This window comes from Spirillospora albida (genome assembly GCF_000718255.1).
Lineage (GTDB): Bacteria > Actinomycetota > Actinomycetes > Streptosporangiales > Streptosporangiaceae > Spirillospora > Spirillospora albida.
Genome location: NZ_JOFJ01000006.1, coordinates 158,756 through 179,201, shown reverse-complemented (window position 1 = coordinate 179,201; position 20,446 = coordinate 158,756). Strand labels below are relative to the sequence as shown.

Here is a 20,446-nt window from a genome sequence, read left to right as displayed (position 1 = left end):
ACCGCCGAACAGCGGCACCCGCGACCGGACGCCCCGCACGGGCCACAGACACCTCCGTGCGGGGCGTTCCGCCGTCTCAGCGCCGGGCGCGCACGTACAGCGCCGTCATGAGGATCGCGCCGCCCGCGCACGCCACCGCCGCTCCCACCGGCGCGGCCTCGGCCAGGCCGCCCACCAGGACCGGCCCGAGGGGCGAGCGGCTCGCGGCGGCCACTGTTACGTCCCTGGACGTAAGGTCGTGGAATGGTCCGGTTCGAGGTGACGGCGGCGGATCTGCTGCGGAGCCGGTTCGGGTTGTCGCCGCTGTTCGAGCTGGACGGGCCGCTGCGGCACCTGACGGGGCTCGCCGGGCGGCCGCCGCCCGGGCGTGGGGGCCCGGGTCGAAGCCCGGTTCCGGCGGTTGCGGGAGGAGACGGAGCTGGACGCCGTGCTCGCCCTGCAGTCCGCCCGGCGGGGCGCCGGGTTCGCGGCGCCGCCGCCCGGCGGGCTCGCGCAGACCATCGAGGACGACCTGGCGGCCGTCCGGTCGACACCCGCAGCGGTGGCGCGCCGGGAGATCGCCGCGTGCCTGCGGCCGGACGCCGGGGAGCGGGCCCGCGCGGTGCTCGGCCGCCCCGATGCCGTGCGGGTGTCGCGGACGCTCTGGCGGAGGCGTGGCGGGAGCCGCTGGCACCCGACTGGCCGCGGCTGCGCGCGATCTGCGAGCGGGACGTGCTGCACCGCGCCGGGCGGCTCGGCGCGGGAGGCTGGGAGGCGGCGCTGCGCGACCTGCATCCCCGCGTCCGCTGGCGGGACGACGGCATCGACGTCCTGCGGCCGGACGGGGGCCCGCCCCGGGAGACGGCCGTGCCCGGCGGGCGGGGGCTGCCGCTCGTGCCGTCGGTGTTCATGTGGCCGGGGGTGGCCGCTCACGGCGAGGAGCCGTGGCCGTGCGCCCTCATCTACCCCGCCCGGGGCGTCGCCGCCCTGTGGGAGGCGGCCCCGGCGGGACCGCCGGCGGCGCTCGCCGACCTGCTCGGCGCCACCCGGGCCCGGATCCTGCAGGCCCTGGAGGACCCGGCAGGGACGACGCAGCTCGCCCGCTCCCTGGGGATCGCCCCGGGCGCCGTCGGCGACCATCTCGCGGTACTGCGCCGGGCCGGGCTGCTGGACAGGGCCCGGTCCGGGCGCACCGTGCTGTACCGCCGTACGCCGCTGGGCGACGCGCTCGCCCGGAGCGCGGACGGCGCCCCCTGAGACGATGAAGACCCGGCCCCCGCGGGGACCGGGTCTTCATCGCTGGATCGCTCAGACGCCGGGGGGCGGTGTGCCCGCGGGCCCGGAGGGCGGCTCGCCGGGAGCCGGGGCCGCGCCGGGGGCCACGGCGGCGCGGGAGACCTCGTCGGTCGCGCTGACCGTCGTGTTCTCCGGGAAGTGGCAGGCGGCCTGGTGGCCGGGGCTCAGCTCGATCAGCGGCGGCTCGACCTGCTTGCAGATCTCCTGCGCCTTCCAGCACCGGGTGTGGAAGCGGCAGGCCGGCGGCGGGTCGAGCGGGCTCGGCACGTCGCCCTGCAGCCGGATCCGCGTACGGGCGCCCCGGTCCTTCGGGTCGGGGATCGGGACCGCCGACAGCAGCGCGTTCGTGTACGGGTGCATGGGCCGCTCGTACAGGTCGCTGCGGTCCGCCAGCTCGACGATCTTGCCGAGGTACATGACCGCGACCCGGTCGGCGATGTGCCGGACGACCGACAGGTCGTGCGCGATCACCACGTAGGTGAGGTCGAGCTCGTCCTGGAGGTCCTCCATCAGGTTCACGACCTGCGCCTGGACGGAGACGTCCAGCGCCGACACCGGCTCGTCCGCGACGATCAGCTTCGGCCTCAGCGCGAGCGTGCGGGCGATCCCGATGCGCTGCCGCTGGCCGCCGGAGAACTCGTGCGGGTAGCGGTTGTAGTGCTCGGGGTTCAGGCCGACGAGCTCCAGGAGGTCCTGGACGGCCTTCTTCACGCCCTGCTCGGTCTTGATGTTCTGCAGCCGGAACGGCGCCCCGACGATCGCGCCGACCGTCTTGCGCGGGTTCAGCGACGAGTACGGGTCCTGGAAGATCATCTGGAGGTCGCGGCGGAGTGGCCGGAGCCGCCCCTGGGACATCTTCGTGATGTCCCGCCCCTCGAAGACGATCCTGCCGAAGCTCGGGTCCAGCAGCCGCATGATCATGCGTCCGGTGGTGGACTTGCCGCAGCCGGACTCGCCGACGACGCCGAGCGTCTCGCCCTTGTGGACGGAGAACGACACGCCGTCGACGGCCTTGACCGCCGCGACCTGCCGGCGCAGCAGCCCCGCGGTGACGGGGAAGTGCTTGCCGAGGTTGTCCACCTGCAGCAGCGGCTCGCCCTCCCGGATGGGCCGGGCGTCCGCGCGCGCGGCCGCGGAGACGGTGGTCTCCCCCGCCGTGGCCTTGGAAATGTTCACAGTCTCGTTCCCACCCGTGCTCGTCACAGCTTCGGCCGGATCTCGGATTCCCAGATCTCCCGCCGCTGCTGCAGAGAGAGATGGCAGGCCGCCTTGTGGCCCGGCTCGACCTCGACCAGCTCCGGCCGCTCGGTCTCGCTCCTGCCCCCGTTCAACTCACCGTACGCGCAGCGCGGATGGAACGCGCAGCCCGACGGCACGTTGATCAGGCTGGGCGGGGTGCCCTTGATCGGCATGAGCCGCTCGCTGCGCTCCCGGTCCAGCCGGGGCATCGAGCCGAGCAGGCCCCAGGTGTAGGGGTGCAGCGGGCGGTGGAAGGCGTCGTCGACCGAGGCGTACTCGGCGCACCGGCCCGCGTACATCACGAGGATGTCGTCGGACAGCTCGGCGACCACGCCCAGGTCGTGGGTGATCATGATGACCGCGGAGTTGAACTCCTGCTGCAGGTCGCGGATCAGGTCCAGGATCTGCGCCTGGACGGTCACGTCCAGCGCGGTCGTCGGCTCGTCCGCGATCAGCAGCTCGGGGTCGCAGGACAGCGCCATCGCGATCATCGCGCGCTGCCGCATGCCGCCGGAGAACTGGTGTGGGTAGTCGTCCACCCGCTTGTCCGGCTTGGGGATGCCGACGCGGCCGAGCATGTCGATCGCGTGCTTGCGCGCGACCCGCTTGGACACGTCGTTGTGCACCCGGTAGGCCTCCACGATCTGGTGGCCGACCGTGTAGAAGGGGTGCATCGCCGACAGCGGGTCCTGGAAGATCATCGCCATCTTCCGGCCGCGCAGCGCGCGGACGTCCCCGGGGGACGCGTGCACGAGCTCCTGGCCGTCCAGCCAGATCTCGCCGGACACCGTGGCGTTGCGCCGGTTGTGCAGGCCGAGGATGCCGAGACTGGTCACGCTCTTGCCGGAGCCCGACTCGCCCACGATGCCGAGGGTCTTGCCGCGCTCGAGCCGGAACGAGAGCCCGTCGACGGACCTGACCAGGCCGTCGTCGGTCGGGAAGTGGATCCTGAGGTCGCGGACCTCGAGGAACGCGCTCGGGGGGGTGCGGCCGGCGACGTGCGCGCCGACGTCGTCGACCAGCCCCGCGGCGTGCTTGCCGCCGGTGTTCCTGCGCGCCATCAGCTGTGCCTCACCCTCGGGTCGACCACGCCGTACAGGATGTCCACGACCAGGTTGGCCAGCACGATGAACAGCGCGGCCGTCAACGTCGCGCCGAGCACGACGGGCAGGTCGCTCTGGTAGACGCCGTCCAGGGCGAGCTGGCCGAGGCCGGGGATGGAGAACGTCTTCTCGGTGATGATCGCGCCACCGAGCAGCAGCCCGACGTCCAGGCCGAAGACCGTCATGATCGGGGTCAGCGTGGCCCGCAGGCCGTGCTTGAAGACCACCGTGCGCTCCGGCAGGCCCTTCGCGCGGGCCGTCCGGATGAAGTCCTCGTTCATCGTCTCCAGCATGCCCGCCCGGGTGAGCCGCGCGTACAGCGCGGCGTAGAGGAACGCCAGGCAGATCCACGGCAGGATCAGGTTGAACGGGTTGTCACCGATGTCCGAGTAGTTGACCGAGGGGAGCAACTGCCATTTGTGGACGACGAACGCGAGCGAGAGCAGGCCGGTGAAGAAGACCGGCAGGGACACGCCGGCCAGCGCGACGGCCATCGCGGCGCGGTCGATGATCGTGCCTCTGCGCAGTGCGGACAGGACGCCGATGGACACACCGGCGATCACCCACAGCACCGCGGCACCGAGCGCGATCATGAAAGTGATGGGGGCGCGGTCGACGATCTGCTCCGTCACCGACTGGTTCGTGCGGAACGAATAGCCCATGCAGGGGGCCGGGCAGTCGATCTTGTCGGTGCCGGTGTCGTAGGTGTCCCCCACGACGATCCCCTTGATGAACTTCCCGTACTGCACCGGCACCGGGTCGTCGAACCCGAACCGATCCTTGATCGCGGCGAGGGTGACCGCGTCCGGCTGCTTGCCGGCGAAGCGCCCCGCGATGTCGTCGCTGGAGACGCCCGCGGCGCGCGGGACAAGGAAGAAGATGGCGTACGTCACCGCGCTGATGATGAGGAGCAACCCCACCGCGCCAAGCAGGCGGCGAACAATGAATGCGACCACAGTGTCCGGCCCGGGCGGCCGCCGGGGGGTTCCCCCGGCGGCCGCCCTATGCCTTCACCTGCCTTCTCTCAGGTAGCTCGGATCCGGCCGTGTCAGCCCTTGACGCCGAGGTTGACGTAGTCGTACATGCCGTAGCCCGCGTGGAAGTAGACGTTCGTCAGGTTCGCCGGGCGGAAGAGCAGCGACTTGGCGTACACGTTCGGCAGGATCGCGGCCTGCTCACGGATCTTGTGGTCGATCTCGTTGTAGGTCTTCGCGCGCGCGGCCGGGTCCTGGACCGACACGACGTCGTTCCACATCTTGTTGACCGCCGGGTCGTTCAGCTCTTCGGGGTTGGCGTTGCCGGTGTCGACGATCGCCTTGCCGTCAGAGATGGGCTGCAGGTAGCCGTAGCCGGTGTTCCAGTCGGGCGCCCAGCCGTAGGTGCCGAGGCCGACGTTGTTCTTGGCGACGAACTTCGGCGAGCCGAACTGCTCGTTGGTGTAGGTGCCCGACGGGAAGCCCTGGAGCTCCAGCTTGATGCCGACCTTGTCGAGGGACTGCTTGAGCGCCTCGGCGGTCGCCTTCTCCTTCGGGCGGTCGCTGCGGAACACCATGGTGGTGGAGAAGCCGTTCGGCTTCCCGCACTTGGCCAGCGCGGCCTTGGCCTGCGTCGGGTCGCCGGTGAAGTTCGGGTCCGCCTTCGTGTAGAGGTCGGTGCCCTTCTCTCGGCCCGCGACGTTCGGCGGCTGGATCGAGGTCGAGACCTCGCCGCCGACCTCGCCGCCGTAGGCGCGGTACATCGCGGAGCGGTCCGCGGCGTACACGATGGCCTTGCGGCACTCGAGGTTCGGGATGGTCTTGACGTTGATCGGGATGTACCAGTGGAAGCCGGCCAGCGGGTTGTCCGCGTTCGCCTTCAGCTTCGGGTTGGTGAGGATCCGCTGGCGGGCGGCCGCCTGCACACCCGAACCGGGCAGGTCGACGTGAACGTCGCCCTTCTCGAGGCGGTTGTCGATCTCATCGGCCTTCAGGCCGGACTGGACCTCGATGCGGTCGGGCAGCGCCTTGCGGTTCGGGTCGGTGGCCGGGTCCCAGTTGGGGTTGCGGACCCAGACGCCGCCCTTCTTCGCCTGGTAGTCGCCCTCGAGCTTGTACGGGCCGCTGGAGACCGGGTGCATGCCGTAGCGGGCACCGGTGTCCTTGGCCGCGGGGACCGGGGCGGTCTGGCCGGAGAAGCCGACGACGTAGTCGAACTCGCTGAAGGGGGCCTTCAGCTTGAACACGACGGTGTAGTCGTCGGGGGTCTCGACGCCCTTGAAGTTGTCGAGGTTCTTGTCCTTGAACGGACCCTTGTAGCCCTCGGCGTCCAGCAGCTGCGTGAAGTAGGACGGGCCGTTGTGCAGGACGCTGCGGTCGAACGTGCGCGCGACCGCGTACTTGATGTCCTGCGCCTTGATCTCGGTGCCGTCCTCGTACTTCATGCCCCGCTTGAGCTTGTACGTCCACGTCTTGCTGCCGTCGGACGGGACGCCCAGGCCCTCGGCCAGGTCAGGCGACATCGCGGTGCCCGCGTCGCCCGGCTTGGAGGTGTAGGTCAGCAGGTTGCGGGAGTACAGCCGCGCGAAGTTGAGCGCGTAGGCGTAGTACATGTCGGCCGGGTCGAGCGAGTCGAAGTCGTCCGGCTGCGCCATCTTGAGCGTGCCACCCTTCTGGGTGGACGCGTTCACGATGCCGGTCGATCCGGCGTCGAACTTGGCGTCGCCGCTGCCGCCGCCGTTGTCGTCGTCACCGCCGCCGCAGGCGGACAGCCCGAGGCTCAGGGCGACGAGCCCAGCCGCCGTGCTGGCCACCACCTTGGGAGATTTCATTGATTCCCTTTCGTAATACCGGACGTTGCCGGGGTCATCGGGCCCGTGGGTCCAGAGCGTCGCGGAGTCCGTCGCCGAACAGGTTGAAGGCCAGAACGGTGACGAAGATCGCGAGCCCGGGGACGATAACGAAGTGAGGGGCGACCGAGTACAGCTCGGTGGCCTGGGACAGCATCCCGCCCCACGAGGGGTCGGGCGGGTTGATGCCCACGCCGAGGAACGACAGCGCGGCCTCGAACAGGATGTTGGTCGGGATCAGGAGCGTGGCGTACACCAGCACCGGCGCGACCAGGTTCGGCAGGATCTCCTTGAACAGGATGGTGGAGTTCCGGGCGCCCATGCTGCGCGCCGCGTCGACGAACTCGCGCTCGCGCAGCGACATCGTCTGGCCGCGGATGATCCGGCCGATGTAGGGCCAGTTGAAGAACCCGATGATGAACACCAGGATCGCGATCCGCAGGTTGTTGCCGGTCAGCCCGAACAGGTCGCGCGGGATCACGCCGACGAGCGAGATCGCGAAGAGCACCAGCGGGAAGGCGAGGAACACGTCCATGGTGCGGGCGATCAGCGTGTCCACCCAGCCGCCGAAGTAGCCGGCGGTGATGCCCATGACCGTGCCGATCACGACCGACACCATCGTGGCGAGGACGCCGATGAGCAGCGACACCCGCGCGCCGTACAGGACGCGGCTGAACAGGTCGCGGCCGTTGATCGGCTCGAGGCCGAAGATGTGCTCGGCGCTGATGCCGCCGAGGGGCTCCAGCGGACCGCCGAGCGTGGGGTCGATCAGGTTCTGGTGGAAGTCGTTCGGCGGACTGCCCAGCCAGCCGGCGACGAGGCCGGTGACGCCGGGGAGCGACAGGAAGATCAGGAGCAGCACGAACGCGCCGCCGCTGAGGGCCACCTTGTCGCGCTTGAGCCGGAGCCACGCGATCTGGCCGAGGGAACGACCCTGGATCGCCTTGCGTTCCATGCCCGCAAGGACGGCGTCCGGCTGGGCCTCCGCCTCAGAACCGGACACCTCGATCGGTGCGGTCACGCTCGATACCTCCTACGTCCGGCCACTGGTCAAGTCATGCCGCCGCGGGCGCACACGACAGGCCATGGCGGAGATCATCCCCTGGCCGCATGCCCGTTACGCCGCGTTTTGCTGAAGGCAACGTAGTCCTTCGGGCATGACTGTCCATCGGTGAAGCCGTCTCCGCCAGTACCCGTATCTGACTTGTGATCTCGTCGTCATCTGCGGCACACGTGCACACCAAACAGAACCGAGAAATCGCGCAAATCGTACGTTCGGTACGGGGGTGCTCGCACCGCTCCACCCCCGGCGACCCGGAAAGCTTTACCGGAACGAGTCCGATCCGATACCGATCATCCCGGCGAAGACGAGGGAGGCCGGAGAAACAGCCGGACGGGCCGCTCCCCCGTGGTCGGGGAAGCGGCCCGGACGCCGGCGGGAGCCCGCCGGCGAGAGGTCACTGGATGCCGCGGTTCTTCAGGATCTGCTCGATCTCGGCGAGATCGGGATCGACCGCCCCCGCCGGTTCGACGGCGCCCTTCGGCTTCGCCGCGCGCCCCGCGGCCTTGCGCCCGGCCCCGCCGCCGGCGGCCGGCGCCCCGCCCGCCTTCGCACGGCGGCTCAGCATGGCGCCCGACGTCAGGTACAGCACGACGGCGAGCCCCGCGACCGCGACGCCCGCCCACCGCGTCGGGCTGAAGGCCAGGTCGACGAGGAACTCCGTCACCCCGGTCAGCGCCGCCGCGAGCGGGACGAGCGACAGCGCCGCGCCCCGCAGTCCCGGCGCGGCGCCGCGGCGCCGGGCCACGCCCCAGCTGATCACCAGCCCCGCCAGGGTGACCCCGAGGCTGATCGCGAAGATGGCTGCGTCGCTCATGCCGGCCCTCACTCCGTCCATGCCGCCCGAAAAGTGCTGCCGCTTCCATCGTCACACGCCGGGGCGCCCCCGCCGCTCCTCCCGGGGAAGGGTTCGCGCGCGTCCCGCCTCCTCCTCCGGCGTGACACCGGGGCGCCGGTCAGATCAACGTCCGGCAACGTTTGGACGTCAAAATGACCTGCGGGGGCGTCAGGCCGCCAGGTCGGCGAGGCGCGCGACGCTCACCTCGCGCAGCGACCCGACCACGGTGCGTCCCGGCGCGTCCGGGATCGGGAGGACGCCGGGGACCGCGACGGTGGCGCAGCCGGCCGCCTCCCCCGCCGCGACGCCGTTCGGGGAGTCCTCCAGGACGACGCAGCGGCGCGGGTCGGCGCCGAGGCGGGCGGCGGCCGTGAGGTACGGCTCCGGATCGGGCTTGGTGCGGGTCACCTCGTCACCGGCGAGGGTGAACGCGAAGTGCTCGCGGCCGATCGCGTCCAGCACCGGCTCGAGCAGCCGCCGGTGGCTGGACGACACCAGCGCGGCCGGCACTCCCGCGTCCCGCACCCCCGCGAGCAGCTCCTTCGCGCCCGGCATCAGCGGGACGCAGGTGCTGAGCCGGTCGAACATGCCGTCCACCAGGCGCCGGCCGACCTCCTCCGGCGCCACCGGCGCCCCGGTGAGCGCCAGCATGTACGCGGCGGCGACCGCCAGCGAGCCGCCGACCAGCCTCTCCTGGTGCTCGGGGCCCCAGTCGCCGCCGAGCCACGCCATGACCTCGGCCTCGACCTCCAGCCAGATCCGCTCGGAGTCGATGAGCAGCCCGTCCATGTCGAACAGCACGGCCTGCAGGCCGCCCCGCGCCGTGCCGCTCACGTGTTGAAGTACTTCGCCTCGGGGTGGTGGACGACCAGCGCGTCCGCGGACTGCTCGGGGGCGAGCTGGAGCTCCTCCGACAGGGTGACCCCGATCCGGTCGGGCCGCAGCAGCCCGACCAGCTTCACGCGGTCCTCCAGGTCGGGGCAGGCCGCGTACCCGAAGGAGTAGCGGGCGCCCCGGTAGCCGAGCTTGAAGAAGTCCTCGACTTTCTCGGAGTCCTCGGCGCCGAAGCCGAGCTCCGAGCGGATCCGGGTGTGCCAGTACTCCATGAGCGCCTCGGTCAGCTGGACGGACAGCCCGTGCAGCTCCAGATAGTCGCGGTAGGCGTTCTTCGCGAACAGCTCCCCCGTCGCCTCGGCGATCTTCGAGCCCATCGTGACCAGCTGCATCGCGATCACGTCGGTCTCGCCGGACTCACGGGGCCGGAAGAAGTCGGCCAGGCACAGGTGCCGGTCGCGGCGCTGGCGCGGGAACGTGAACCGCATCCGGTCGGAGCCGTCGTCGTTGAGGATGACCAGGTCGTCGCCCTCGCTCACCGCCGGGAAGTACCCGTACACGACGCCCGCCTCGATGAGGCCCTCGGTCTTGATGCGGTCCAGCCACATCCGCAGCCGCGGCCGTCCCTCGGTCTCGACGAGCTCCTCGTAGGACGGGCCGTCCTTGCCGCGGGTCGGCTTGAGGCCCCACTGGCCGAGGAACGTCGCGCGCTCGTCCAGGAACGAGGCGTAGTCGTTGAGGGGGATGCCCTTGACGACGCGGTCGCCGAAGAACGGCGGCGCGGGGATCTTGTTGTCGACGGCGACGTCGGACCGGGCGGGCATGTCCTCCGGCGCCGTGACCTCCAGGGTCGCGCCGCGCTTGACCCTCCGCTCGCGCAGCGGGGGCAGCGTCGCGCCCTCGACGCCGCGCTTGACGGCCATGAAGGCGTCCATGAGCCGCAGGCCCTCGAACGCGTCCCGGGCGTAGCGGACCTCGCCGTCGAACAGGCCGGCGAGGTCCTGCTCGACGTAGGCGCGGGTGAGGGCGGCGCCGCCGAGCAGCACCGGCCACTCCCCCGCCAGGCCCCGGGCGTTCAGCTCCTCGAGGTTCTCCTTCATGACCACGGTCGACTTGACCAGCAGGCCGGACATGCCGATCACGTCGGCGCGCTCCTCGCGGGCGGTCTCCAGGATCGCCGACATCGGCTGCTTGATGCCGATGTTCACGACCTCGTAGCCGTTGTTCGACAGGATGATGTCGACGAGGTTCTTGCCGATGTCGTGGACGTCGCCCTTGACGGTGGCGAGCACGATCCTGCCCTTGCCGTCGGCGTCGGTCTTCTCCATGTGCGGCTCGAGGTAGGCGACGGCGGTCTTCATGACCTCGGCCGACTGCAGGACGAACGGCAGCTGCATCTCGCCGGAGCCGAACAGCTCGCCGACCGTCTTCATGCCGTCCAGCAGGACGTCGTTGACGATCTCCAGGGCGGGCCGCTGGGAGAGCGCCTCGTCGAGGTCGGCGTTCAGGCCGTCCAGCTCCCCGTCGATGATGCGCCGCTTCAGCCGCTCCCACAGCGGCAGGGCCTGCAGCTCGGCGGCCCGGCCGGCCTTCATCGCGGCGGTGTCGACGCCCTCGAACGCCTCCATGAAGGCGTGCAGCGGGTCGTAGCCGTCGGCCCGCCGGTCGTACACCAGGTCGAGGGCGATCTTGCGCTGCTCGTCGGGGATCCGGGCCATCGGCAGGATCTTGGACGCGTGCACGATCGCGGAGTCGAGCCCGGCGTCCACACACTCGTGCATGAACACCGAGTTCAGCACGACGCGGGCGGCGGGGTTCAGGCCGAACGACACGTTGGACAGGCCGAGGGTCGTCTGCACGCCGGGGTGGCGGCGCTTCAGCTCGCGGATGCCCTCGATCGTCTCGACGGCGTCGCGGCGGGACTCCTCCTGGCCGGTGCCGATCGTGAACGTGAGGCAGTCGATGATGATGTCCTCGACGCGCATGCCCCAGTTGCCGGTCAGCTCGTCGATCATCCGGCAGGCGATCTCGACCTTGCGCTCGGCGGTGCGGGCCTGGCCCTCCTCGTCGATGCACATCACGACGACCGCGGCGCCGTGCTCGCGCACGATCGGCATCAGCCTGCGCAGCTTGGAGCCGGGACCGTCGCCGTCCTCGAAGCTGACCGAGTTGACGACCGCGCGCCCGCCGAGCATCTCCAGCCCGGCCTCGATCACGGGGATTTCGGTGGAGTCCAGAACGATCGGCAGCGTCGCGGCCGTCGCCAGCCGGAACGCCAGCTCCTTCATGTCGACGGCGCCGTCCCGGCCGACGTAGTCGACGCACAGGTCGAGCATGTGGGCGCCGTCACGGGCCTGGTCGCGGGCGATCCGGACGCAGTCGTCCCAGCGGCCCTCCAGCATCGCCTCGCGGAACGCCTTGGAGCCGTTGGCGTTGCTGCGCTCACCGATCGCGAGGTAGGAGGTGTCCTGCCGGAACGGGACGTGCTGGTACAGCGACGCCGCGCCCGCCTCCGGGCGGGGGCGGCGGGGCGCCAGCTCGCGGCCGCGGACCCGCTCGACGACCTTGCGCAGGTGCTCGGGGGTCGTGCCGCAGCAGCCGCCGACGAGGGAGAGCCCGTAGTCGCGGGTGAAGGCGTCGTGCGCGTCGGCCAGCTCGTCCGGCGTCAGCGGGTAGTAGGCGCCCTCGGCGGTCAGCTGCGGCAGGCCGGCGTTCGGCATGCAGGACAGCCCGATGGTCGCGTGCCGGGCGAGGTAGCGCAGGTGCTCGCTCATCTCGGCGGGGCCGGTCGCGCAGTTGAGGCCGATGAGGTCGAGACCGAGGGGCTCCAGGGCGGTCAGCGCGGCGCCGATCTCCGACCCCATCAGCATCGCGCCGTTCTGCTCGATGGTGACCTGGCCGATCAGCACGGTGTCGAGCCCGGCGGCGGCGATGGCGCGCTTCGCCCCGATCACGGCGGCCTTGACCTGGAGGAGGTCCTGGCAGGTCTCGATCAGGACGGCGTGGACCCCGCCGTCCAGCAGGCCCCGCACGTTCACCTCGTAGGCGTCGCGTAGCTCCGCGAACGGCACGTGCCCGAGGGTCGGCAGCTTCGTGCCGGGGCCGACGGACCCGATGACCCAGCGGGGCCGGTCCGGCGTCGAGTAGGCGTCGGCGACCTCGCGGGCGATGCGGGCGCCCGCCTCGGCGAGCTCGTAGATGCGATCCTGGATGCCGTACTCGCCGAGGTTGCCGAGGTTGGCGCCGAAGGTGTTGGTCTCGACGCAGTCGACGCCGGCGTCGAAGTACGCCTCGTGCACCGACCGGACGATGTCGGGCCGGGTGACGTTCAGGACCTCGTTGCAGCCCTCGTGCCCCTGGAAGTCGTCCAGGGTGGGGCCGGCCTCCTGGAGCATCGTCCCCATGCCCCCGTCGGCCACGACGACGCGTTCTCTCAGGGCCTGACGCAGGGAATGCGATGTGGGAGTGCTCATGGCGCCACAGCTTATCCGCGCGGGCGCGCGCCTCCCCCGCGAGGTCCACATGTCGGACGGGCCGTGTCCCCTGATGGACGCCGCAGAACCGGACAAGGTGTGCGAAGAGACAGTGACGGAAGGGTCGCCGGACCGATAGCGTGCCCGGAAAATACCAACCGGTAAGGAGCGGCATGAGCGCATACCGCATCGTTCTCGTCGGCACCGACGGCTCGGACTCCTCGTTCCGCGCGGTCGACAGGGCCGCGCAGGTGGCCGCCGCCACCGGCGCCACCCTGCTGCTCGCGTCCGCCTACAGCCCGATGCCCGAGCGCGAGCGGCTCAGCGCCGCGGACCGCCTCGGGGACCTCGCCTACAAGGTGCAGGGCTCCACCCCCGCGGACGACGCGCTGCGGGCGGCGAGGGAGCGCGCGATCGCGGCCGGCGCCACCGACATCGAGCAGGTCGCGATCGAGGGCGACGCCGTCGACGTGCTGTCGAAGCTGGCCAAGGAGCGGGGCGTGGAGCTGCTGGTGATCGGGAACCGCGGGCTGAACAGCCTGGCGGGCCGCATCCTCGGGTCCGTGCCGCAGAACCTGTCGCACCGGTCCCCGTGCGACGTTCTGATCGTCCACACGACGGACGGCAAGTGACCGGATCGTGACCCGGTTCCGCCGCGGGCGTACGCGGCGGGAGTCTGGCCGCGAGCGGGCGGGGTACGCCGTATTCAGGACGTAGGCTGGCAGCCACCGATCATGATGCCCGGGGACCCCGCCCCGGGAATTCCGGTCCCCCCGGTGGTGCTGTACGCGACGTCGGAAGGAGACAGCGCGTGGTCGAGCTGGAGAGCGTGCCCGAACTCGTGGATCCGGTGCTCGTGGCCGCCTTCGAAGGCTGGAACGACGCCGGTGAGGCCGCCAGCGGCGTGATCCGCCACCTGGAGACCACCTGGGACGCGGTGCCGATCGCCGAGCTCGACCCCGACGACTACTACGACTTCCAGGTGACCCGCCCGCTCGTCGAGATGGTGGACGGGGAGACCCGCGGCGTCACCTGGCCGACGACCCGCGTCTCGTACGCGCGCCTGCCCACCGGCCGCGACGTCGTGCTGATCCACGGCATCGAGCCGAACATGCGCTGGCGGTCGTTCTGCCGCGAGCTGGTCGGGCTGATGATCGAGCTGGAGGTGCGCAACGTCGTCCTGCTGGGCGCGCTGCTCGCGGACTCGCCGCACACCCGCCCGGTGCCGGTGACGGGCGCGGCCTCGCGGCCCACCGTGGTCGGCACCCTGCACCTCGAGCCCGCGACGTACGAGGGCCCGACCGGGATCCTCGGCGTGCTCCAGGACGCGTGCGGCACCGCGGGGCTCGACACGGTGTCGCTGTGGGCGTCCGTCCCGCATTACGTGTCGGCGCCGCCGTCCCCGAAGGCGACCCTCGCGCTCCTGCGCCGGGTGGAGGACGTCCTGGACGTGACCGTCCCGCTGGGCGAGCTGCCCGAGGAGGCGCGGGCCTGGGAGAACGGCGTCAACGAGCTCGCCGAGGAGGACTCGGAGGTCGCCGAGTACGTCCGCACGCTGGAGGAGCAGAAGGACGCCACGGAGCTGCCCGAGGCCAGCGGAGACGCGATCGCGCGGGAGTTCGAGCGGTACCTGCGCCGCCGCGATCCGGACGACTGACCTCCCTCCTTCCCGGCGGCCCCTCTTGTTGACGCGTGGTCAATAGGTAGTCTGGGGGCGGCGCGAAAGCGGCTGCTCACTCCGTGCCCGACGGAAGGGGTCCCCATGACGTCCACCCTCCACGTCCCCGACCGGACCGTCCTGCGGCGGGTCGCCGCCGAGCCCGCGGTCATGCTCGCCGCCGGCCGGGCGCTCATGCTCCAGGTCGCCCACCCGCGCGTGGCGCAGGGCGTCGCCGACCACAGCGACGTGCGGGAACGCCCCCTGGACCGGCTGTTCGGCACCCTCGACTTCCTCATGATCGTCACGTTCGGCACCCCCGAGGAGGCCGAGCGGATGGGCCGCGCGATCCGGAGGGCGCACGAGCGGATCACCGGCCCCGGTTACTCCGGCAACGACCCCGACCTGCAGGTGTGGGTGAACGCGACGCTGATCGACGCGGCCCTGTTCGTCTACGAGGAGGTCCTGCGCCGCCCCAGCGGGGACCTCGCCGCCGCCTACATCGACCAGGCCCGGTTCATCGCGGACGTCCTCGGCTGCCCGCCGGACCTGCAGCCCGCCGACATCGGCGCGTTCCGCGCCTACATGGACGAGATGATCTCCACGCTGGAGGTCGGCGACGCCGGGCGGGAGGTGGCGGCGGCCGTTCTGCGGCCGAGGAGGCTGCGGCTGCTGTGGCCCGCCCTCTGGCTCAACCGCTTCATCACCACGGGCCTGCTCCCGCCCCGCATCCGCGACCAGTACGGCCTGGAGTGGGGCCCGAGGCGCGACCGGGTCCTGTGGTTCCTGCTCCGCACCGGCGCGTTCGGCTACACGCTCGTGCCGGGCGCGCTCCGCCGCGCCGGCATCCCGGCCGGCCTGTGGGTGACACGCCGCCGGGTGGAGCGCCGCGCGCGGGGTTACGCGTCGCAGCGCACCACCACGCCGGCCGCCTGACGCGTCAGAGGGCGACGCCGAGGAGCGCGTCGGCGAGGGCGGCGACCTGCGCCGGGGCCTCGCCGTCCGCGCCCTCGGCGGCGGCCCAGGCGTCGATCGCCGCGAGGGCGGCCGGGGCGTCCAGGTCGGCGGTGAGGGCGTCGCGGACGGCGCCGGCGACCGGGCCCGCGGGCGGCGCGGCGGGGCGGGCGACGGCGGCGCGCCAGCGGGCGAGCCGGGCGGCCGCGGCGTCGAGCTGCGGGTCCGTCCACTCCCAGTCGGCGCGGTAGTGGTGCGCGAGCAGCGCCAGCCGGATCGCCATCGGGTCGGTGCCCGCCTCCCGGAGCCGGGACACGAACACGAGGTTGCCGCGCGACTTCGACATCTTCTCGCCGCCCAGCCCGACCATGCCGGCGTGGACGTAGGCGTGCGCGTGGGGGTGCTCGCCGGTCGCGACCTGGGCATGGGAGGCGCCCATCTCGTGGTGCGGGAAGGCGAGGTCGGAGCCGCCGCCCTCGACGTCGATCTCCATCCCGAGGTACCGGACGGAGATGGCGGAGCATTCGACGTGCCAGCCGGGGCGGCCCTCGCCGAACGGGGAGTCCCAGCCGGGCTCGTCCGGGCGGCGCGCCATCCAGAGCAGGGCGTCGAGCGGGTCGCGCTTCCCGGGCCGGTCCGGGTCGCCGCCGCGCTCGGCGAACAGCGGGGCCATCTCCGCCCGGGTGAGGCGGCTCACCGAGCCGAAGCCCGGGTCGGCGGAGACCGGGAAGTAGAGGTCGCCGTCCACCTCGTAGGTGGCGTCCTTGGCGCGCAGCTTCTCGATCATCTCGACGATCAGCGGGATCGCCTCGACCGCGCCGACGTACTGGTCGGGCGGGAGGACGCGCAGCGCCGCCATGTCCGCGCGGAACAGCTCGATCTCGCGCTCGGCGAGGGCCTGCCAGTCCACGCCGGTCTGCCGGGCGCGCTCCAGCAGCGGGTCGTCGACGTCGGTGGCGTTCTGGACGTAGTGGACGCGGTGGCCGAGGTCTCGCCACACCCGGTTGACCAGGTCGAACGCCAGGTAGGTGTTGGCGTGCCCGAGGTGCGTCGCGTCATAGGGCGTGATGCCGCAGACGTACATGCGGGCCGTCTCCCCGGGACGCGTCGCGCGCAGGGCGCCGGTCCCGGTGTCGTACAGGCGCAGGGCGCGGTCCGCGCCGGCGGGGAGCCCCGCGTCGGGGAGGCTGGGGACTTCGGAGGCGGGCCACGATCGCATACGGAGAGCTTATCCGCGCCCGGCGTCCGGCTTTCATCCGAGACGAGGCCACATGTCCGGAATGTTGGGGCGGGCGGGGCGGTCAGGCCGGCCGGACCCGCGGGTCCAGGGCGGCGTACGCGACGTCCACGAGCAGGTTCGCCACGATCACGGCCAGGGTCGTCAGCAGCGTCACCCCCATGATCACGGGGGTGTCGCCGAGGGTGATCGCATGGTGCACGAGCTGCCCGACGCCCTGCAGGCCGAACACCTTCTCGATGACGACCGTCGACCCGGCGAGCGCGCCGAGGTCGACGCCGAACTGCGTCACGACGGGCGTCAGCGCGGCCCGCAGCCCGTGCCGGTACACGACGCGGCGGCGCGACAGGCCCTTGGCGCGGGCCGTGCGGACGTAGTCCTCGCCGAGGACGTCCAGCATCGCGCTCCGGGTGAGCCGCGCGTAGGTGGCGACCATCAGGACCGCCAGGGCGAGCCACGGCAGCGTCATCCGGCGGAGGAAGTGCTCCTGCATCGGCGGCCCGGCCTCGAAGAGCGCGGCCCCGGTGCCGAGGACCGACAGCAGGACGAGCGCCAGCACGAACGGCGGCGTGGACAGCCCCGCCAGCACGAGCACGGTCGTCACGCGGTCGGCGGCGCCGCGCGCCCGCGTCGCGCCGAGGACGCCGAGCGCGACCCCGCCCGCGAACCAGAGCACGGCGGCGCCGAGGACCAGCCACAGCGTGGTGGGGAGCCGTTCCGCGATCAGCGCCGCGACCGGCTCCCCGCCGGCGTGGGAGTCACCGAGGTCGCCGCTCGCGAGCCGGGCGAGGAAGCGGCCGTACTGGACGGGGACGGGGTCGTCCAGCCCGAGGTCGGCGCGGATCAGCCGCAGCGTGCCGGCGGTGGCGCGCGGGCCGCCGATGACGCGCTCCGCCGGGACCGGCGACAGGTGCAGGAACGCGAACACCAGCGTGGACACGAGCCACAGGACGGCGACCCCGTACAGCAGCCGGTGGACGGCGAGGCGCAGCACGCTCACCGCCCCCGCTCGGGGCCGAGGGCGTCGCGGACGGCGTCGCCGAGCAGGTTGCAGGCGAGGGTGGTGAGCAGCAGCAGCGTGCCGGGCACCGCGAGCAGCCACCACGCGCTGCGGAACGCCGCGCCGCCCTCGCCGAGCATGGCGCCCCAGCTCGGCATCGGCGGCCGCACCCCGACGCCGAGGAACGACAGCGTCGCCTCGAACACGATCGCGGCCGGGACGAGCAGCGACGTCAGCACGGCGACCTGCGCGGCCACGTTCGGCAGGACGTCCACGACCACGATCCGGGCGGCGGGCGCGCCGGTGGCGCGGGCCGCCTCGATGAACGGCCGCTCCTTCACCACCAGCACCTGGCCGCGCACGACCCGGCCGAGCGCCGCGAACGAGAAGAACGCGATGACGAGGACGGTCAGGGCGAGGCTCCCGGCCGCCGACGTGATCTGGAACGTCGTGGCGATGGTGATCGCGACGAGCAGGTGGGGCAGCGCGAGGGCGGTGTCCATGAGCCGCGCGAGGAGGGCGTCGAGGGCGCCGCCCGCGTACCCGGCGACGGTCCCGGCGGCGGTCCCGGCGAGCGCGGCGAGCAGCGCGGCGAGGACGCCGACGGCCAGGGAGATCCGCGCCCCGTAGGCGGCGCGGACCAGCACGTCCCGGCCGAGCGGGTCGGCTCCGAGCCAGAACTCCCGGGACGGGCCGCGCGGCGTCCCGTCCGCGGCCAGCCCGGTGGCGGGGAACGCGGCGTCGCAGGGGTGCCCGGTCCAGCGCGCCCACAGCGGCGCGAGGAGCGCGAACACCGCGATCAGCAGCAGCGTCGCGGCGGCCCCGGCGGCGGCCCGGTCGCGCCGCAGCCGCGCCCAGGCGGAACCGCTCGTCATGCCCCGGCCTCCGCCCGTCATGGTTCGGCCTCCGGCCGCCGTGATCCGGCCTTCGGCCGTCATGACCCGGCCTCCGGCCCGGCGGGGAGGGCGGCGTGTTCCGGCACGTGGTGGCAGGCGGCCAGATGGGCGGGGGCGCCGGGCCGGGAGATGAGCGGGGGCGGCTCGCGGCGGCAGAGAGGCGTGGCGCGGGGGCAGCGGGGGTGGAAGCCGCAGCCGGGGGGCGGCGCGGCGGGTGACGGCGGCTCGCCCTGGAGGAGGGGCAGCCCGCCGCCGGTGGCGATGGGGCCGGTCTCGGCGGGGTCGGTCGCGGCGGCCGCCGCGAGGAGGGCGGCCGTGTAGGGGTGGCGCGGGCGGGCGTGGAGGTCCTCGGCGGCCGCCAGCTCGACGACGCGGCCGAGGTACATGACGGCCACGCGGTCGCTGACGTAGCGGACGGCGGGCAGGTCGTGCGCGATGAACACGATCGTGAGGCCGAGCTCGTCCCGCAGGTCCCTCAGCAGGTTGAGGATCTGCGCCTGAACGGAGGCGTCCAGCGCCGACACCGGCTCGTCGCAGACCAGCAGCCTTGGGCGGAGGGCGATCGCGCGGGCGATCGCCACGCGCTGGCGCTGGCCGCCGGAGAACTCGGCGGGGAACCGGTCCGCGTGGGACGGGTCGAGGCCGACGAGGTCCATGAGGTCCCGGACGCGCCGCCGCAGCGCCTCGCCGGACGCGACCCGGTGGACGGCGAGGGGGTCGGCGATGATGGACCCGACGCGGCGGCGCGGGTTGAGCGACCCGTACGGGTCCTGGAAGACGATCTGGACGTCGCGGCGGAACGCCTTCCGCCCGGTGCGCGACAGCGCGGCGACGTCGGTGCCCTCGAACAGGACGCGGCCGGCGGTCACCGGCTGCAGCGCGGTCACGCAGCGCGCGAGGGTCGACTTGCCGCAGCCGGACTCCCCCACGATCCCGAGCGTCTCGCCGGCCGCCACGTCCAGGGTGACGCCGTCGAGGGCCCGGACGCGGCCGATCTCCCGGCGGAGGACGCCCCGGGTGAGCGGGAAGTGCACGCGGGCGTCCCGGACCGACAGCAGCGCGGTCACGGGCCGTCCCCCTCGGGGCCGCGGACCAGCCAGCAGGCCGCGAGGTGGGCGGGGTCGCCGGCGACCGGGACGAGCGGCGGGTCCTCGCCGCACCGGGCGAGGGCGTGCGGGCAGCGGGGCCGGAACGCGCAGCCGGGTTGCGGGTCGCGGGGGTCGGGCGGCGGCCCGGGGATCGGCCGCAGCCGCGCCCCGCCCCCGCCGGCGAAGAGCGCGGCGGACGGGACCGACGCCAGCAGCCCGCGCGTGTAGGGATGCTGGGGCCGCCGGTAGAGGGGGTGCCGCCCGCCGCGCTCGGCGGCCTTCCCCCCGTACATCACGAGGACCTCGTCGGCGAGGCCGGCGACGACGCCGAGGTCGTGGCTGATGACGATGAGCGCCATGCCGCGCTCGTCGCGCAGCCGCCGGAGCAGGTCGAGGATCTGGGCGCGGACGGTCGCGTCGAGCGCGGCGGTGGGCTCGTCCGCGATGAGGAGCCGGGGGCCGGGCGCGAGCGCCATCGCGATGAGCGCGCGCTGCCGCAGGCCGCCCGACAGCCGGTGCGGGTACGCGGCGGCGCGGCGGGCGGGGTCGGGGACGCCGGCCAGCGCGAGGAGCTCGATCGCGCGCTCGCGGGCCCGCCGGCGCCCGATGCCGGGATCGTGGGCGCGGACGGCCTCGGCGATCTGCCGGCCGACCGGGTACAGGGGGTGCAGGCCGGCGAGGGGGTCCTGGAAGACCATGCCGATCCGGCCGCCCCTGACGCGGCGCAGCTCCTTCTCGCCCGCCGTGAGGAGGTCGCGTCCGGCGAAGAGGGCGCGCCCGCCCGTCCGGGCGCCGGGAAGCAGGCCGAGGAGGGCCTGCACGCCGGCGCTCTTGCCCGCCCCGGACTCGCCGACGATGCCGAGCGTCCGGCCTTCACCCACGCCGAACGACAGGCCGCGGACGGCGTGCACGACCCCTTGAGGGGTGTCGAAGGAGACCCGGAGGTCGGTCACCTCGAGCAGAGCCAT

General features: G+C 72.8%; 18 protein-coding genes. 4 read left to right on the top strand and 14 right to left on the bottom strand.

Going from position 1 to position 20,446, the window contains the following annotated elements:
* Positions 1–76 precede the first annotated feature (76 nt).
* Positions 77–214, bottom strand: coding sequence for a hypothetical protein (locus tag IE99_RS31805; protein WP_157610198.1), 138 nt, complete (start codon positions 212–214; stop codon positions 77–79).
* Positions 215–564: 350 nt separating this feature from the next.
* Between IE99_RS31805 and IE99_RS29045 the strand changes: the two genes are divergently transcribed.
* On the top strand, positions 565–1,236 hold the full coding sequence (locus tag IE99_RS29045; RefSeq protein WP_211258778.1) for a DUF5937 family protein: 672 nt from the start codon (positions 565–567) through the stop codon (positions 1,234–1,236).
* A 51-nt stretch (positions 1,237–1,287) separates the two neighbouring features.
* Here IE99_RS29045 and IE99_RS0111085 read toward each other — a convergent pair whose 3' ends face one another.
* The 8 genes from IE99_RS0111085 to metH form a co-directional block, all read right to left on the bottom strand.
* Positions 1,288–2,382 (bottom strand): ABC transporter ATP-binding protein, encoded by a 1,095-nt coding sequence (locus IE99_RS0111085; RefSeq protein ID WP_157610204.1) that lies wholly within the window; start codon positions 2,380–2,382, stop codon positions 1,288–1,290.
* Positions 2,383–2,474: 92 nt separating this feature from the next.
* The gene (locus tag IE99_RS0111080; RefSeq protein WP_245623158.1) at positions 2,475–3,575 is read right to left on the bottom strand and encodes an ABC transporter ATP-binding protein; all 1,101 of its coding nucleotides are present in this window, start codon (positions 3,573–3,575) and stop codon (positions 2,475–2,477) included.
* Positions 3,575–4,573: an ABC transporter permease gene (locus IE99_RS0111075; protein WP_030167804.1), complete on the bottom strand. Its 999-nt coding sequence runs from the start codon at positions 4,571–4,573 to the stop codon at positions 3,575–3,577. The genes IE99_RS0111080 and IE99_RS0111075 overlap by 1 nt, the downstream gene beginning before the upstream one ends.
* A gap of 92 nt (positions 4,574–4,665) precedes the next feature.
* Positions 4,666–6,423 carry an ABC transporter substrate-binding protein gene (locus IE99_RS0111070; RefSeq protein ID WP_030167801.1) on the bottom strand — a complete coding sequence of 586 codons (1,758 nt, stop codon included), beginning with the start codon at positions 6,421–6,423 and terminating at the stop codon, positions 4,666–4,668.
* Between the two features lie 34 nt (positions 6,424–6,457).
* A complete protein-coding gene (locus IE99_RS0111065; RefSeq protein ID WP_030167797.1) occupies positions 6,458–7,462 on the bottom strand; it encodes an ABC transporter permease in 1,005 nt (334 codons plus the stop codon).
* 436 nt (positions 7,463–7,898) lie between these two features.
* Positions 7,899–8,318 carry a hypothetical protein gene (locus tag IE99_RS0111060; RefSeq protein ID WP_030167794.1) on the bottom strand — a complete coding sequence of 140 codons (420 nt, stop codon included), beginning with the start codon at positions 8,316–8,318 and terminating at the stop codon, positions 7,899–7,901.
* Between the two features lie 189 nt (positions 8,319–8,507).
* Entirely contained in the window at positions 8,508–9,173 is a 666-nt protein-coding gene (locus IE99_RS0111055; RefSeq protein ID WP_030167791.1) for an HAD-IA family hydrolase, read from the bottom strand.
* On the bottom strand, positions 9,170–12,646 hold the full coding sequence (gene metH / locus IE99_RS0111050) for a methionine synthase (protein WP_030167788.1): 3,477 nt from the start codon (positions 12,644–12,646) through the stop codon (positions 9,170–9,172). The genes IE99_RS0111055 and metH overlap by 4 nt, the downstream gene beginning before the upstream one ends.
* Before the next feature lie 173 nt (positions 12,647–12,819).
* Here metH and IE99_RS0111045 point away from each other — a divergent pair, with 173 nt between their 5' ends.
* From IE99_RS0111045 to IE99_RS0111035, 3 genes are all read left to right on the top strand, one after another.
* Positions 12,820–13,278 (top strand): universal stress protein, encoded by a 459-nt coding sequence (locus IE99_RS0111045; RefSeq protein ID WP_030167787.1) that lies wholly within the window; start codon positions 12,820–12,822, stop codon positions 13,276–13,278.
* 179 nt (positions 13,279–13,457) lie between these two features.
* Complete coding sequence (locus IE99_RS0111040; protein ID WP_030167784.1) at positions 13,458–14,303, top strand: PAC2 family protein; 846 nt, start codon at positions 13,458–13,460, stop codon at positions 14,301–14,303.
* A gap of 105 nt (positions 14,304–14,408) precedes the next feature.
* Positions 14,409–15,239 carry an oxygenase MpaB family protein gene (locus IE99_RS0111035; RefSeq protein ID WP_030167782.1) on the top strand — a complete coding sequence of 277 codons (831 nt, stop codon included), beginning with the start codon at positions 14,409–14,411 and terminating at the stop codon, positions 15,237–15,239.
* Positions 15,240–15,243: 4 nt separating this feature from the next.
* Here IE99_RS0111035 and mshC read toward each other — a convergent pair whose 3' ends face one another.
* From mshC to IE99_RS0111010, 5 genes are all read right to left on the bottom strand, one after another.
* A complete protein-coding gene (gene mshC / locus IE99_RS0111030) occupies positions 15,244–16,476 on the bottom strand; it encodes a cysteine--1-D-myo-inosityl 2-amino-2-deoxy-alpha-D-glucopyranoside ligase (protein ID WP_030167780.1) in 1,233 nt (410 codons plus the stop codon).
* An 82-nt stretch (positions 16,477–16,558) separates the two neighbouring features.
* On the bottom strand, positions 16,559–17,494 hold the full coding sequence (locus tag IE99_RS0111025; RefSeq protein ID WP_245623157.1) for an ABC transporter permease: 936 nt from the start codon (positions 17,492–17,494) through the stop codon (positions 16,559–16,561).
* A complete protein-coding gene (locus IE99_RS0111020; protein WP_245623156.1) occupies positions 17,491–18,369 on the bottom strand; it encodes an ABC transporter permease in 879 nt (292 codons plus the stop codon). Before IE99_RS0111020 ends, IE99_RS0111025 begins: the two co-directional genes overlap by 4 nt.
* A 59-nt stretch (positions 18,370–18,428) precedes the next feature.
* Positions 18,429–19,457, bottom strand: coding sequence for an ABC transporter ATP-binding protein (locus tag IE99_RS0111015; protein WP_037559107.1), 1,029 nt, complete (start codon positions 19,455–19,457; stop codon positions 18,429–18,431).
* Positions 19,454–20,446, bottom strand: a complete 993-nt coding sequence (locus IE99_RS0111010; protein ID WP_037559106.1) for an ABC transporter ATP-binding protein — start codon at positions 20,444–20,446, stop codon at positions 19,454–19,456. The genes IE99_RS0111015 and IE99_RS0111010 overlap by 4 nt, the downstream gene beginning before the upstream one ends.

What these genes read in the sequence shown, in the direction of transcription:
- mshC (WP_030167780.1), bottom strand. Translation starts at nt 16,476, where the DNA reads ATGCGATCGTGGCCCGCCTCCGAAGTCCCCAGCCTCCCCGACGCGGGG.
- IE99_RS0111045 (WP_030167787.1), top strand. Translation starts at nt 12,820, where the DNA reads ATGAGCGCATACCGCATCGTTCTCGTCGGCACCGACGGCTCGGACTCC.
- IE99_RS0111080 (WP_245623158.1), bottom strand. Translation starts at nt 3,575, where the DNA reads ATGGCGCGCAGGAACACCGGCGGCAAGCACGCCGCGGGGCTGGTCGAC.
- IE99_RS0111010 (WP_037559106.1), bottom strand. Translation starts at nt 20,446, where the DNA reads ATGGCTCTGCTCGAGGTGACCGACCTCCGGGTCTCCTTCGACACCCCT.
- IE99_RS0111070 (WP_030167801.1), bottom strand. Translation starts at nt 6,423, where the DNA reads ATGAAATCTCCCAAGGTGGTGGCCAGCACGGCGGCTGGGCTCGTCGCC.
- IE99_RS0111020 (WP_245623156.1), bottom strand. Translation starts at nt 18,369, where the DNA reads ATGACGAGCGGTTCCGCCTGGGCGCGGCTGCGGCGCGACCGGGCCGCC.
- IE99_RS0111035 (WP_030167782.1), top strand. Translation starts at nt 14,409, where the DNA reads ATGACGTCCACCCTCCACGTCCCCGACCGGACCGTCCTGCGGCGGGTC.
- IE99_RS0111060 (WP_030167794.1), bottom strand. Translation starts at nt 8,318, where the DNA reads ATGAGCGACGCAGCCATCTTCGCGATCAGCCTCGGGGTCACCCTGGCG.
- metH (WP_030167788.1), bottom strand. Translation starts at nt 12,646, where the DNA reads ATGAGCACTCCCACATCGCATTCCCTGCGTCAGGCCCTGAGAGAACGC.